Origin of the sequence: Eubacterium sp. AF19-12LB (assembly GCF_003479125.1) — a bacterium.
Taxonomy (GTDB): domain Bacteria; phylum Bacillota; class Clostridia; order Lachnospirales; family Lachnospiraceae; genus Eubacterium_U; species Eubacterium_U album.
Genome location: NZ_QUGP01000016.1, coordinates 1 through 15,561 on the forward strand (window position 1 = coordinate 1; position 15,561 = coordinate 15,561).

General features: G+C 42.8%; 10 protein-coding genes and 1 pseudogene. All 11 read left to right on the top strand.

From position 1 onward, the window contains the following. The first annotated feature begins 157 nt into the window (after positions 1-157). Positions 158-2,092, top strand: coding sequence for an NlpC/P60 family protein (locus DWX29_RS11645; RefSeq protein WP_333491329.1), 1,935 nt, complete (start codon positions 158-160; stop codon positions 2,090-2,092). 50 nt (positions 2,093-2,142) lie between these two features. Further along, the gene (locus DWX29_RS11650; protein ID WP_118565921.1) at positions 2,143-3,039 is read left to right on the top strand and encodes a hypothetical protein; all 897 of its coding nucleotides are present in this window, start codon (positions 2,143-2,145) and stop codon (positions 3,037-3,039) included. 27 nt (positions 3,040-3,066) lie between these two features. After that, positions 3,067-3,285, top strand: a complete 219-nt coding sequence (locus DWX29_RS11655) for a DpnD/PcfM family protein (protein WP_004611546.1) — start codon at positions 3,067-3,069, stop codon at positions 3,283-3,285. Next, positions 3,282-3,650, top strand: coding sequence for a hypothetical protein (locus DWX29_RS11660; protein WP_118263265.1), 369 nt, complete (start codon positions 3,282-3,284; stop codon positions 3,648-3,650). Before DWX29_RS11655 ends, DWX29_RS11660 begins: the two co-directional genes overlap by 4 nt. A 798-nt stretch (positions 3,651-4,448) precedes the next feature. Continuing rightward, on the top strand, positions 4,449-4,808 hold the full coding sequence (locus tag DWX29_RS12985) for a TnpV protein (RefSeq protein WP_106492170.1): 360 nt from the start codon (positions 4,449-4,451) through the stop codon (positions 4,806-4,808). Next, positions 4,733-11,317, top strand: a complete 6,585-nt coding sequence (locus DWX29_RS13150) for a helicase-related protein (protein ID WP_330414028.1) — start codon at positions 4,733-4,735, stop codon at positions 11,315-11,317. Before DWX29_RS12985 ends, DWX29_RS13150 begins: the two co-directional genes overlap by 76 nt. Positions 11,318-11,330: 13 nt before the next feature. Continuing rightward, positions 11,331-11,948 carry a class D sortase gene (locus tag DWX29_RS11670; RefSeq protein WP_117477952.1) on the top strand — a complete coding sequence of 206 codons (618 nt, stop codon included), beginning with the start codon at positions 11,331-11,333 and terminating at the stop codon, positions 11,946-11,948. Beyond that, positions 11,941-12,339 carry a hypothetical protein gene (locus DWX29_RS11675; protein ID WP_117477953.1) on the top strand — a complete coding sequence of 133 codons (399 nt, stop codon included), beginning with the start codon at positions 11,941-11,943 and terminating at the stop codon, positions 12,337-12,339. Before DWX29_RS11670 ends, DWX29_RS11675 begins: the two co-directional genes overlap by 8 nt. Before the next feature lie 3 nt (positions 12,340-12,342). After that, positions 12,343-13,032, top strand: coding sequence for a SpoVG family protein (locus tag DWX29_RS11680; protein WP_117477954.1), 690 nt, complete (start codon positions 12,343-12,345; stop codon positions 13,030-13,032). Between the two features lie 60 nt (positions 13,033-13,092). Beyond that, positions 13,093-13,329, top strand: a pseudogene (locus DWX29_RS11685) (DUF6674 family protein); the annotation flags it as partial. Between the two features lie 303 nt (positions 13,330-13,632). Continuing rightward, positions 13,633-15,552, top strand: a complete 1,920-nt coding sequence (gene tet(O), locus DWX29_RS11690) for a tetracycline resistance ribosomal protection protein Tet(O) (protein WP_117477955.1) — start codon at positions 13,633-13,635, stop codon at positions 15,550-15,552. Positions 15,553-15,561 lie beyond the last annotated feature (9 nt).

The following is a 15,561-nucleotide window of genomic DNA, read 5'->3' on the forward strand; positions in this document are numbered from 1 at the left end:
TGTGAAACATTTCAAATAGCAATACCAGATGAATATAAGGAAAAGTAAAATTTCAGTTTCATGTTGCTTTTAATAATTGAATATTGAATGATTTTACATAGCCGTTAAGGAGTAATTTTTGCTCCCTAGCGGCTTATTTTATTTTTCAAAGTAGGAGGTGAGAAAATTGAAAATTAGAAAGGTTGATGACAAACCGATGGTCATTCACACCAAGGAGAAAGCCAAGATTCATGCCCACGAACCGAAGGGAGCCAAGATTAAGGGGAGTAACATCTATACAGTAGAGAGAGGTCCTAAGACAGCTGGTGCAAAGGTAACTAATACGGATAGAAAGAAGTCATATCGCAAGAGTACCATTCATCAGTCAGAGTCGAAGAATAAAGGATTATCAAGATTTAAGCGAAACTATAGAGAATCTAACACTTCCATCAAGACCAAGAACACGAATCTTCACATTGCAGGAAGAACAGGTGCACTTGCAGCCGGGGCAGTAACGGAGCATGTGGAAGGTGGTCAGGAGGTATCGCAGGCAGCATATCTTGCATATGAAGCAAGCCGACCTGTTACCGGAACTGCTTCCAAGGGTGCAGCACTTTTCAGGAAAAAGGCGGCAGCCGAGGCAAAGAAGCGAATCAAGAAGGTAGATGCAGGAAAGAAGCTGGCAAAAAAGACAGCAAAGAAAGCTGCCAAAGATACTGCCAAAACCGTAGCTAAAGAGACGGCAAAAGAAACAGCCAAGACTACTGCCAAGGTTGCAGCGAAAACTGCTTCAAAGACAGCTGCTACAGCGGCAGGAACAGCGGTTGCACCGGGAGTTGGTACTGCAATTGGCATAGCAGCTGGATATGCAGCAGGTGTGTCCATAGAGGTCAAGGATGAAAAGATGACCAACCGGAGCAGGAAGATAAAATTCTTTCTGGATAAGATGAAAGCACAGGAGAATCAGACAGACAGCGTGGCAAAGCTGGTAAAGGATCTGATTGTGCGAAAAGCGATTACCTGGGTAAAGGCAGCGGCACCGATTGTCGGACTGGTGCTTTTATTACTTGTTCTTGTAGTTGCCATGATTGCGGTTCCGGTTATTGCGGCGATAGCAATCCTTTACAATTCTCCATTTGCTTTATTTCTGCCACCACTTGAATCAGGAGATACCGTGCAGACAGTAACGAGTGCTTATGTGCAGGAATTTAACCGGGATGTGAATACGAAAGTGAATGAGCATACCGGATATGACCTTGGAGAGCTTGTATATGTGGACTATGAAGGTATGGAAGAAAACCCAAGCAATTACTATGACATCATGGCTGTCTATATGGTCAAGCATGGTGTCGGAGATACTGCAACAGTCATGAATGATACTTCAAAAGGCTGGCTGCAGGCAGTTGTAAATGATATGTGTTCATACACCACAAGCACAGGAACAAAAGATGTGGAAGAAACAGATGCAGACGGTAATGTAACTACTGTCACGAAGTCGGTTCTGTATGTGAATGTCACACTAAAATCGTACAGGGATATGATTTCGGTCTATGGATTTAATTCTGATCAGGTGGAAATGCTTGAGCAGATCATGAGTCCTGAGTTTATGGGACAGCTTGGATATGCCGGAAGCGGAAGTGGAGGTGGAGGCGGCAGTCCGGGAGTAAGCTCCATGACTGAGGATGAAATCAATGCCATCCTAAACGAAATTACAGACAGCAGGCAGAAAACAGTCTGCTCCTATGCACTACACAGAGTTGGTTTTCCTTATAGTCAGGATTTAAGAGACAGCGGTAACTATTATGACTGCAGTTCCTTAGCCTATTATTCATGGAAAGATGCAGGCGTGGATATTAGTTATGGCGGTGCAACCACAGCGGCAGCGGAGGCACAGGGACTTGATGAAGCCGGAAAGACTGTCTCCTTTGATGAGTTACAGCCGGGAGACCTTATCTTTTACAGTTTTACAAGCAATGGAAGATATAAGAACATCAGCCATGTGGCAGTATATGTCGGAAATGGCAAGGTGGTAGAGGCACTTAATGAAAGTCTTGGTGTGGTCTACAGGGATGTGGCAAGCACAGGAAAGATTGTTGTGATAGGAAGACCATAACAGGAAATTTGCAGAGAGGGCATAGTCCCTCTCTGAGACTGGAGGTAAGAATGGATTTAAAAGATATGATACTGGTAACAGAAAACGACAGGGGAACAGAGACAAATATGCTGATGACTCTGGATGATTATAAGAGTTTTATAGCAATTGATGATATGTCAGAGCTTGCAGAAAATTTGTTGCAGCTTGGAAGGACGCTTGGTAAACCAGATAACTTCACAGAGTATTACAGGGCAGCAAATGTAACGGTATCTGCGAGATTCTGTCTGGATGATATTCAGCTGGGACACTTTCTTCAGGGATTTTATAACGATTCCAAAGAATTTCGGTTTGATAAAGAAGCCAGTTCTTATGAATGTGTTGCAAAGCTTAAGGAGATTGGAATGACCGATAAGGGCTGGGTGGATGATTTTAACCTGCATTATGAAATGGAGAACCGCTCATTTGAAAGGGGACAGACATTTCATAACTTCAATGACCATGATTACATGGTGCTTGAAGCATTATCACCAAGAAATCTTGTGGTGATGGATATGAAGTCAGGTTCTCTTACAATCGCCCTTGGTGCGACAGAGTATAAGCGTTATCCGAAGGATGAGAAGCCTACAAAGGACAATACCACAATCGGGGTATCTTGGGAGCATGGCATTTATCTTGGTTCCACACTCTCAACCACGAATTTCAAGGCATACAAGAGGGAGTATGGCAAACCGGAAAAGATAGAGGATATCTATGATTACAGGGCAAAGCTAAAGCAGAAGTTCTATTTTTTTCAGGATATGTCAAAGGATGATGATGTACCAAAGAAGCTGCAGAATGACTTCCTTCACCAGATGTATGAGGATTTCGGAACGATTGAAGAGGATTGTTTTTACGACAGGCTGGAAGATGGAAAGTACGATAAGGGCTTTAAGGAAAGACAGGTAAAGGAAGAAAAGTGCCGGTGAAGAGATTTTTACAGGAGGCGATATCATATGGAACAGGAATTTGATGTTGAGATAAAAGAAGTGCTTTCACGAGTACAGAAAGTAAAGGCAGAGTCGCTTGACGATGCCATCAATAAGGCAATGGATATGTATTATGCAGAGCAGATAGTCCTTGGAGCAGAGGACATGAAGGGAGTAGATTTTGCGCCTATCAGCGAAGGTCAGCTCCCTTCTTCATTAAAAGAAAACGGAGGAAAAGCAAGATGAAAAGTGATTCAACAACAGTAATTAATAACATGGAGTTTTTAGTAAAGGAACTTCATAAGGAGTGGGACAGATCGGGTGCTTCTAAGGCATCCGTTATTATTTCCCTTGAGGAAGTAGATGGTATCAATGATAAGTTAAAAGAGATTATCTATCAGACACAGAAGTCAGTCGATGAGGATGAGCTGACCTTTAAACAGAGCATTGCAAAGTCCAAGGAGTGCTATGTGATTCTTCGTGTGGTGCGTAAGATTGCAAAGAAAAAGGATAAATGCGAAAAACAGGCAATCGACAATGAATTTGCAATCGAGCTGGATAAGGATGAGTTAAAGCTATTTAAGGGATTGTTTGCAGAGATGTTTAAGTAGAGGAGGACAAAGGTATGGGCGTTGATATGAAGGTCAAAGCGATATACGATTCTGAAATTGGTAACATCACCAGATCAGAAAAGAACTGGAAGGATGTGTTAAAGGTCGCAGGTCAGTTATACCGCTATGAATTTGACAATATCGTTATGGTAACAGCTCAGAGACCTCCGGAAAAAAGCACACTCATGGCAGATTATGATACCTGGAAAAAGGTGGGAAGATATGTAAAGCGTGGTGCGAAAGGCTGTGCTATCTTCCCATCAAGGGCACTGAATCCACGCATGAGATATATCTTTGATATCAGTGATACCGGAGGGAAGAATGTCAAACTGACATGGGACCTTGAGGGAGAAAATCTTAAGGATTATGTGGATTTTCTTGTGTCAGAAGGTCAGATTGAGCAGTACGATAACAGCGACAGGGAGTCTCTAAAAAATATATTAAAACAGTTTACAAGAACAGATGTTTGGCTTATAATAAAAGAAGAGTTCGGAGACCGAATGACCGAGCTTATGCAGCTATCAGGTAGTGTGATAAAGGAAGAAAGTAAGAAACGCAATGGCTTACAGCAGGAAATGGACATGGAGCAGCTTGTATATGCAAGTGTCATGTATGCTGTAGGGACGAGATGCGGATTTGACTTATCTGTGCAAGAACAGGATTTTAGTCAGATCGTAAATATCAAAGACGAAGAGATCATTTACCGTCTTGGTTCCATTGTATGCGATGTCTCCTGTAGTGTTCTTAGAGAATTTAGTCGTAACTTAAAGGCAATCGAGAGCGAAAGGAGAATTGGATATGTTAGAAGAAATGACTTACAAGGAAGTGGACGGACTGCTTTATCCGCAGATAGAGATGCCGGACGAGACGGAGGATCTCACGAAGCTGGGCAAATACGGAAGGATGGCGATGAACTATCTAAAGGAGAACGAGCCGGCAAGATACAAGACACTGATGAGATTCGGGAAGATGTACGAGAAGATGTCAGCGGTAGAGGAGGAAGCGAACCAGCTGTACGACCAGCTGGAGATGCAGTATCTGGCGAAGCACAAGCCACAGAATCCGTCATCGACAATGGAGATGTGGAAGATAAGAGAGCAGGCGAAGATGCAGGCAGAGGAAGTGGTACTGAATCAGATAGTGATGCGATTCCACTAGAATCAGATGATACAGAACTGAATAGGGAACTTGATGAAATCAATTCATTGGGTGTTAGTAAGGAAGCCGAATATACACAGGCTTCCTTTTTTTTCGACCAGAATGGGCAGGCAAGCATTGGCACTATTCATACTGAGGACGAAAACAATAATCAGTTTATGCGTCAGTTCGAGCAGGACAGAAAAGCTGCATTAGCAGGTAAATACAATTACCTGAATCCCAAAAAGTCTGCAACAGTACCAAGTGAGTATATCAAACAGGTGCTTATGAGAGGTACAGGTTTTATCGGTGGCAAGGGCAGGGTATGCAAGATTTTTGAAACTGAGATTGATGCAGGAACCAGGGCAAAGCGTATCAAAGCAGAATATGGTCAGGGAGGTGCAGGCTGGCCGGTTGACGGACTGGGACTGCACGGATATGACACATTTCATGGGAATGGACTGCGTTTTCAGTGGCGAGATGAGGATGGAGAGGTTGAAGGATATGTTTCGTGGAAAGATATCGAAAAAGAGCTTGGTGTCCTTATTCTTACAGGGGAATACCAGCCTGAGACACCTCGTATTGATGAGCTTGCGATGGACGGACTCCGTGAGGATGATGAGGTCATTGATGCCGAATACCGGGAAGTGGAACCGGAGGAGGCAGAATCAGAGATTGATGATTATGCAATACCGGATGAGCCGGAGAGCTATGCTTCTAACAGAGATTATGTAAGTGCAAAAGGCATGACACCACAGGAAACTGCCGATGAAGACCGCATGGTAACACAGGCAGAATATGGTGCAGAGATAGAAGCTGAAACAACTGAAAAAGATCCATCAGAGCTTCAGTATATTACACCGATTGATTATGCCAAGCGTATTGCAGAGCTTGATGAAGACCTGCGTGATGCGGCGGAGATTCTTGTAACAGATTGCAGCTGCTACACTCCGTTTAGGGCATTCCTTATGGATGTGGTGCAGTCTGATTTTGCATTTATGCCCAATAAACTTGACCTTATCAGGGATATTGCATTAGGGACAGATAATGCAGAAAGAAAGGCATATTCCAACAATAAGTATGGTCTTGTGGAGTACTCAATCAGAAGTGGATATGTGAAGATCAGCTATAAGAACAGGAATGGTGTGCGTAAGGAAGGTGCTCTCGACTGGCGTGAGTTATATGAGATTTTATCCTATATGGTAAAACAGCCATTTTACTGCGGAGAAGACCAGAAAAAGTATTATCAAGAGATAAAGCAGAAGGCTGACAGGGATAAGATGAATCCGGTCTATAAGAGATTCTTTGACATCGAGGATAGTGTAAAAGCTAATCGTCTTGAAACCAGGGAAAGAGCAATAGCGAATGGATGGGAAACCAAGATTGATGAGAATGGACATGTAGTTTCAGATGATGTGGTATCAGTATCTGTGGATGATATTCAGGCTGATACAGAATCACAGGAAACTGTAGATTTTACACCAAAGCAGGAACCAGTACAGCAAGTAGAAAGTCTTGAAAATGAGAAGAATGTTGCCGGGCAGACGAAGCACAACTTCCATTACAATCTCTGGGAAATGGAAAAAGGCGGTGCCAAGACCAGATATCAGTGGAATATGGATGCAATTCGTACTTTAAAGCAGATTGAATCAGAAAACAGGCTTGCAACACCGGAGGAACAGAAAACCTTGTCGAAGTTTGTCGGATGGGGCGGACTGTCACAGGCATTTGACGAGGAAAACGCAGGCTGGAGCAAAGAGTACAAAGAACTCAAAGAGATGTTATCGGATGAAGAGTATGCTGCAGCTAGGGCAACAGTAAACAATGCCTTTTATACTTCACCGGAGATTGCCATGTGCATGAACTCGGCACTTGTCCAGTTTGGTTTCAGAGGCGGCAATGTATTAGAACCATCTATGGGTATCGGTAACTTCTTTGGGAGTATGCCGGCACCTATGCAGAGAAGTAAGCTGTATGGGGTGGAGCTTGACAGCATTTCGGGAAGAATTGCAAAGCAGCTTTATCAGAATGCCAATATCAGTATCACAGGATTTGAGAATACCACATATCCGGATAACTTCTTTGATGTAGTTGTCGGAAATGTGCCATTTGGTGATTATAAGGTTTTTGATCCGAAGTACAACAAGTATAACTTCCGTATCCACGATTATTTTCTGGCAAAAGCACTTGATCAGGTAAGACCGGGAGGCATGGTTGCGGTGATTACCACAAAGGGAACACTTGATAAGGCAAATCCTACTATCCGAAAGTATCTGGCTGAAAGAGCAGAGCTTGTGGGAGCGATAAGACTTCCGAATACTGCATTTAAAGATAATGCAGGAACCGAAGTGACAGCAGATATCCTGTTTTTGCAGAAAAGGGAGAGAAAGATTGATATTGAGCCGGACTGGGTACACCTTGGTGTAACTGAGAATGGCATTGCAGTCAACTCTTATTTTGCAGAGCATCCGGAAATGATGCTTGGATCTATGGAATATGACACAAGGATTTACGGACAGGACAGCAGATACACAGTCTGCGTGAATGATGATGAGAACTTCAATATTTATGAAGCATTAAACAAAGCTATCGGTAATATCAAAGCCCAGATGACAGATTTTGAGAGAGTGGCAGATGAGGCGGAGCAGACGGAGGAAGTTATCCCGGCTGATCCGGATGTGAGAAACTACACTTACACATTTTTTGAAGGAAAACTCTATTACAGGGAAAATTCCGAGATGGTAAGAAAAGAAGTATCACAGACTGCCGAGGAGCGAATCAGAAGCCTTGATGAAATCAGACAGATAACAAGAGATCTGATTGATATCCAGATGGATGGCTGCAGCGAGGAGGAGCTTTCTGATAAGCAGAGACTTCTTAATGTAAAATATGATGCCTTCGTAAAGCAGTATGGAGCCATTACTTCAAAAGCAAACAGAATAGCTTTCAGAGATGACAGCGATTACCCACTTCTTTGCAGTCTTGAAGAAGTAAATGAAGACGGGGAGGTGAAAAAAGCGGATATGTTTTATAAGCAGACGATTAAGGCAAAGACTGTCATAGACAGGGTTGAGACTGCTGTGGAAGCATTGAATGTATCCGTCAATGAATTTGGATATGTAAATCTTGCCTATATGCTCTCTATCTATGAGCCGGATATTACTAATGTAAAGGAAGAACTTGCAGAAAAGTCCGGGCAGACAGCTGATGAGATAACATTTAGTGATGATGCTTTGGCAGAGCTTAGAAGGGCAGTTCTTGTGGAAGAGCTGGATGGATTGATTTTCCTAAATCCCGACCGCTACAACGAGAACAATCCCGACATCGGCTGGGAGACGGCAGACGAGTATCTTTCCGGCAATGTGAGAGACAAGCTTCGTGTAGCAAAGGCTATGGCAGCGGATACAGGCAATCCGCAGGCAGAAAAATTTGCAGGCAATGTGGCAGCACTTGAAAAGGTACAGCCGGAGTGGATTGAAGCCTCGGATATTGATGTAAAGATTGGCACGACATGGATTGAGCCGCTTGATTATGAGCAGTTTATCTATGAGCTTCTCAATACACCAAGACGGGCAAGGGCAGTCAGAAGCCAGTTTTACAATACAGGCATTCAGGTACACTTAAATAAGATGAGCATGGAATGGTTCATCGAGAATAAAAGCATGGATAAGCATTCAGTGGCGGCTACTAAGACCTATGGTACAAGCCGCATGGATGCTTATTCTATTTTTGAGGATACGCTGAATCTAAAGACAGTAACAGTCAGGGACAGGATTGATGACGGTGATGGCAGGTATCATTACGAAGTCAATAAGAATGAGACAATGCTTGCAAGGGAAAAGCAGAACATGATCAAGGAGAAGTTCAAGGAGTGGCTGTTTGCAGAGCCGGAGCGAAGACAGAAATATGTGGAGTATTACAACGAGACATTTAATAACATCCGCCTGCGTGAGTATGACGGAAGTCACTTACAGTTTCCGGGAATGAATCCGGCGATTGAGTTAAAGCCACACCAGAAAAATGCGGTGGCAAGAATTCTTCTTGGGGGAAATACTCTGCTGGCACACTGTGTCGGTGCCGGAAAGTCATTTGAGATGATGGCTGCCTGCATGGAGCAGAAGAGACTTGGACTTGCCAATAAGACAATCATGGTTGTACCAAAGCCGCTTATCGGTCAGACGGCATCAGAGTTTTTAAGGCTTTATCCGTCAGCAAATATCTTAGTTGCCACGGAGCGTGATTTTGAAAAAAGCCGCAGAAAGCAGTTCGTATCAAGGATTGCAACTGGTGACTATGACTGTATCATCATGTCACACTCACAGTTTGAGAAAATCCCAATCTCCGCAGAGAGAAAGGAGCGAATGCTTAACGAGCAGATTGATGAAATCAGCTATGCGATTGATGAGATGAAGGAGCGTAACGGAGAGCGATGGACTGTAAAGCAGATGGAAAGCCAGAAGAAAAAACTGGAGGAACAGCTGAAATCCTTGTCAGATGAGAGCAGGAAGGATGACCTTATTACCTTTGAGGAACTGGGTGTAGATTCTATTATGGTAGACGAAGCACATAATTTTAAGAACCTTGCGATTTTTTCCAAGATGAATAATGTGTCAGGTATCAGCAGTAGCGGAGCTAAGAAGTCAACGGATATGCAGCTTAAATGCCAGTACCTATCAGAGATAAATGATGGCAGAGGCATTGTGTTTGCGACAGGTACACCGATCAGCAATACGATGTGTGAGATGTATGTCATGCAGCTTTACTTACAGAAAGCGGCACTTGAAGAGATGGGGATTTATCACTTTGATTCTTGGGCAGCAAACTTTGGTGAAGTGACAACAGCACTTGAGCTTACTGTAGAGGGAAGCGGATTTCGTTTTAAGAGCAGATTTAATAAGTTTACGAATCTGCCGGAGCTTATGAATATCTTCCGTGAGGTAGCAGATGTGCAGACCGCAGACATGCTTGACCTTGATGTGCCAGCTCTCCGTGGCGGCAAGCCTATTATAGTGGAGTCGGAGCCTGACTGGTATGTGAAGCAGGTCATGGAAGACTTTGTTGTGAGGGCAGAGCGTATCAGAGGCGGTGGAGTTGATCCAAGCGTGGATAACTTTCTAAAGATTACCCATGAGGCAAGACTTCTTGGAACGGATGCCAGACTGATTGATAAGGATGCGCCGAACAATCCGGATGGAAAACTCAATAAGGTAGCGGAGAATGTATGGAAAGAATATGAGAAAGGAAATGCTGATGGTCATATAGGCTGCCAGCTTATTTTTTCGGACATCGGCACACCGGGACCAGATAAGGACTTTACCATCTACGATTATCTGAAAGAAACACTGATCCAGTATGGTATTCCGGCAGATGAGATAGCTTTTATTCATGATGCCAAGACGGATGCACAAAGGGACGCACTTTTTAAGGAGATGAGGACAGGTAAAAAGAAGGTTCTTATCGGTTCAACGGACAAGTGTGGAACAGGTGTCAATGTGCAGACACACCTTGTTGCAATGCATCATGTGGATTGCCCTTGGAAGCCTTCTTCTATTGAACAGAGGGAAGGACGAGGCATACGACAGGGTAATGAAAATGAAGAGGTGGCAATCTACAGATATGTCACCAAAGGGACATTTGATGCATACAACTGGTCGCTTGTTGAAAATAAGCAGCGATTCATCAGTCAGGTCATGACAAGCAAGGCTGTAAGCCGAAGCTGTGAGGATATCGACGAGGCAACACTTTCCTATGCAGAGATTAAAGCGGTTGCCACAGGCAATCCTTTAATCAAGGAAAAGATGGAGATTGACAATGATGTCCAGAGATTAAAGCTCTTAAAGGCATCCTATGACAATCAGAGATATGGCTTGCAGGATAACTTTATGATTAAGTATCCGAAGCTGATTAAGACAGCAACAGAAAAGCTTGCCAATGTAAGAGAGGATGTAAAGGCAAGGGATAAAGAGCTGATTGATAATCCGGAATTTGCCATTACCATAGGCAAAGTAACTTACACAGAGCGTGTGGATGGCGGAACGATGATGCTTGAAGCAATCAGTAAATGTAAGACCGGAGAGACAACTGTAATCGGTAAATTCCACGGATTTGAGCTGCTTGTGGAAAAGAACTTCCTTGGCATCAATTATATGGTGCTTCGTGGAAAGACAGAGTATAAAGCAGAGCTTTCCACAAGTCCTGTCGGCAGCATGGTGAAGCTGGAAAACCTGTTCAATGGACTCCATGAGAACATTGATTTCTTTGAAAAGAAGATTGAGCAGTACCAGAATGACCTTGAAGCATCAAAGGCAGAGTATGACAAGCCATTTGCGTACAGCAAGGAACTGGAAGAAAAGCTGGCTAGGCAGTGTAAACTGAATGCCCAGCTTGACCTTGAGAACGCAAAGGCTGTGGATGCAGACCTGAGCGGACCGGAGGAAGAAAGAGAAGCTGATGACAGAATGGAATCTGCAGCAATTGTAGCAGAGGATAAAGGTGCTTATCCAGCCGACAGAGAGGGCAGAACACGATAGGAGAGTGAATAATATGAGCATAAGAAAAGTGGTCGCAGGACTACTGATTGCAGCAGGGATTGCCATTATGGCAGTCCCTTTTTTCTGGCGGACAACCGGAGAAAAACAGACAGAACAGCTCATAAGTGAATTTGAGCAGACATTGGAGGATGATTACGATGAAGAAACAGATGTGGAGGAAGAGCAAACCTCCATTAGTAAAGAGGATGAAGCCATTCTTAAAGAAGGCGGTGTTATCGGCATCATTGAGATACCGGGCTTAGATATCAGGTATCCGGTAATGGAAGGAACCACAAGTAAAGTGCTTAATGCAGGGATTGGTCATATAGAAGAGACTGCAGGAATCGGAGAAAGTGGCAACTGTGTATTGTGCGGTCATAATGGCAGCAGATATGGCACATTTTTTACACCACTAAGTCAGATATCCATAGGTGATGAAGTAATGATAACCGACAAAAATGGGCTGAAGCATATCTATGAGGTAATAGAGACAGAGGTAGTAAATCCGTATGATAACAGCATCAAGACACAGGGTACAGAAAAAGAATTAACTCTTTTTACCTGTTCCCAGAAAGGAACCATGCGTTTTGTGGTCAGGTGCATTTATAAGGAGGCGGTGATGGATGAATAAGAGATACCGATTAGGTGAGATAGAAGAGGCAGTAGCAGAAATGGAAGAGCTAATTGACATCGAGGATGATATTGCTGAGATTGATGATGACTTTCAGATAGTCGTAAGCGGCTGGTCTGTGTATGTCGAAAGCCTGAATCTGACACTCAGACAGGGAATAGCCTGTGTATGGGATGCAGAGGAAGGATTATTTATGCCTGATTTTGATGTGACTATCGTGTATGAGGGGAACATTGAAACACAGGAGTGGCTCTATTACGAGCAGGATGGAATGGTCGTTACACTTGGCAACTGGCTTAATGGCAGATTGTCTTGTGAACAGATAGAACAGCTTTGGTGTGAGCTTATCATACCGGAGCAAAACAAAGAACAAAAAGAAAGCGAGGAATAGCATATGAAGTATTCAATTAAAGTAAACGAAGTAAGAGCAAAAGAGGGCAGCAACATCAAAGGATTTGCAACAGTAGTATTTGGTGATTCATTTAAGATTACCAATATTGCAATCCTTGAGAATAAGGATAAGGGAGAGCTTTTTGTATCAATGCCAAGATACCGCTCCAATGAGCGTGATGAAAGCAACGGTGTGATCTATAAGGATGTGTGCAATCCTATCACAGCAGAGTTTCGAGAGGAACTCTATACCAATATCCTTGATGCCTATGCAAGAATTAAGGAACCGGAGAAAGAGGAGACACAGAAGCAGGAGCGTACACAGGAAATGCCGGAGTTTTCCGTAACTGTAACACCTTATGAGAGGGAAGGTAGTAACATCAAGGGACTTGCACGCATTTATTTTGAAAACAGTTTCATCGTAAATAACATCAATATCGTGCAGGGCAAAGAGAAAATCTTTGTATCAATGCCTTCTTATAAGACAAAGCAGGTGGACGAGCAGGGCAAGCCAATCTACCAGGATGTCTGCTATCCGGTCACAAAGGATTTCAGGGAAAAACTCTATAATGAGATTATCTCTGAATATGAGAAAGCAAAGGATAAGAGCAACGAAAATGCAAGAGAGAGTGCAGAGAAACATCATGGCAATCCCGATAAAGAGAAGGACAAAGAGGCGACGCCCTTTCGATAATCAGTAATCAGAGTACAGGGGCGGCCAAGGCTGCCCCATTTACAGAATGGAGGAAACAGAATGGATATGGAAGCAGGAAAAACACTTACCAATGAGGAGGTCATAAGAGAACTTCTCGACTTATTAAAGAAAAATGCCATGAAAGAGCAGGCAAACGATGTATTTGAGATATGCAGCTATGTGGATGGACTGGAGAAAAAGATTGATTCCATGACGGAAGAACTCACCAATATGCAGAACCAGATCAAAGAAATGCAGGAAGATACTCTTGTCAATAATGCTAAAAAGGGCTTGACAAATAAAGGGTTAAGGAATATAATTAGATTCAGTATTATACAAGGAGTTAATAAATATGCGGCAAGGTATTCTTAAATAAACTGTCAATTTGATAGTGGGAACAAAAAGTAGCAGTCCCGTTTCACTTTTAATATGGGGCTTAGTTTTTTGTACCCAGTTTAAGAATACTTTTATCATGTAATTTTATATGCCCGAAAACATATAAGTGTTTTGGGGCTATTGGAGTTATTTACCCAGTGATAGGAGTATTTATCACTGGGTATTTTTATGCCCTTTTTTGGGTGTTGATAGGAGGAAAATCACATGAAAATAATTAACTTAGGCATTCTGGCTCACGTTGACGCAGGAAAGACAACATTAACGGAAAGTTTATTGTATACCAGTGGTGCAATTGCAGAACTAGGGAGCGTAGATGAAGGCACAACAAGGACAGATACAATGAATTTGGAGCGTCAAAGGGGAATCACTATCCAGACAGCAGTGACATCTTTTCAGTGGGAGGATGTAAAAGTCAACATTATAGATACGCCAGGCCATATGGATTTTTTGGCGGAAGTATACCGTTCTTTATCCGTTTTAGACGGAGCAGTATTATTAGTTTCTGCAAAGGATGGCATACAGGCACAGACCCGTATACTGTTTCATGCACTACAGACAATGAAGATTCCGACAATCTTTTTCATCAATAAAATTGACCAAGAGGGGATTGATTTGCCAATGGTATATCGGGAAATGAAAGCAAAGCTTTCTTCGGAAATTATAGTGAAGCAAAAGGTTGGGCAGCATCCCCATATAAATGTAACGGACAATGACGATATGGAACAGTGGGATGCGGTAATTATGGGAAACGATGAACTATTAGAGAAATATATGTCAGGGAAACCGTTTAAAATGTCAGAACTGGAACAGGAAGAAAACAGGAGATTCCAAAACGGAACGTTATTTCCCGTTTATCACGGAAGCGCTAAAAACAATCTGGGGATTCGGCAGCTTATAGAAGTGATTGCCAGTAAATTTTATTCATCAACGCCTGAAGGTCAATCTGAATTATGCGGGCAGGTTTTTAAGATTGAATATTCAGAGAAAAGGCGGCGTTTTGTTTATGTGCGTATATATAGCGGAACATTGCATTTGAGGGATGTTATTAGAATATCTGAAAAAGAGAAAATAAAAATCACAGAGATGTGTGTTCCGACAAACGGTGAATTATATCCATCCGATACAGCCTGCTCTGGTGATATTGTAATTTTACCAAATGATGTTTTGCAGCTAAACAGTATTTTGGGGAACGAAATGCTGTTGCCGCAGAGAAAATTTATTGAAAATCCTCTCCCTATGCTCCAAACAACGATTGCAGTAAAGAAACCTGAACAGCGGGAAATATTGCTTGGGGCACTTACAGAAATTTCAGATGGCGACCCTCTTTTAAAATATTATGTGGATACTACAACGCATGAGATTATACTTTCTTTTTTGGGGAATGTGCAGATGGAAGTCATTTGTGCCATCCTTGAGGAAAAATATCATGTGGAGGCAGAAATAAAAGAGCCTACTGTTATATATATGGAAAGACCGCTTAGAAAAGCAGAATATACCATCCACATAGAAGTCCCGCCAAATCCTTTCTGGGCTTCTGTCGGGTTGTCCATAGAGCCGCTCCCTATTGGAAGCGGAGTGCAGTATGAAAGCAGAGTTTCACTTGGATATTTAAATCAATCGTTCCAAAATGCGGTTATGGAGGGGGTTCTTTATGGCTGCGAGCAGGGGCTGTATGGATGGAAAGTGACAGACTGTAAAATCTGTTTTGAATATGGATTGTATTATAGTCCTGTAAGTACCCCCGCAGACTTTCGGCTGCTTTCCCCTATCGTATTGGAGCAGGCTTTAAAAAAAGCAGGGACAGAACTATTAGAGCCATATCTCCACTTTGAAATTTATGCACCGCAGGAATATCTCTCACGGGCGTATCATGATGCTCCAAGGTATTGTGCAGATATTGTAAGTACTCAGATAAAGAATGACGAGGTCATTCTGAAAGGAGAAATCCCTGCTAGATGTATTCAAGAATACAGGAACGATTTAACTTATTTCACAAATGGGCAGGGAGTCTGCTTGACAGAGTTAAAAGGATACCAGCCAGCTATTGGTAAATTTATTTGCCAACCCCGCCGCCCGAATAGCCGTATAGATAAGGTTCGGCATATGTTCCACAAGTTAGCTTAACAGCTTGCA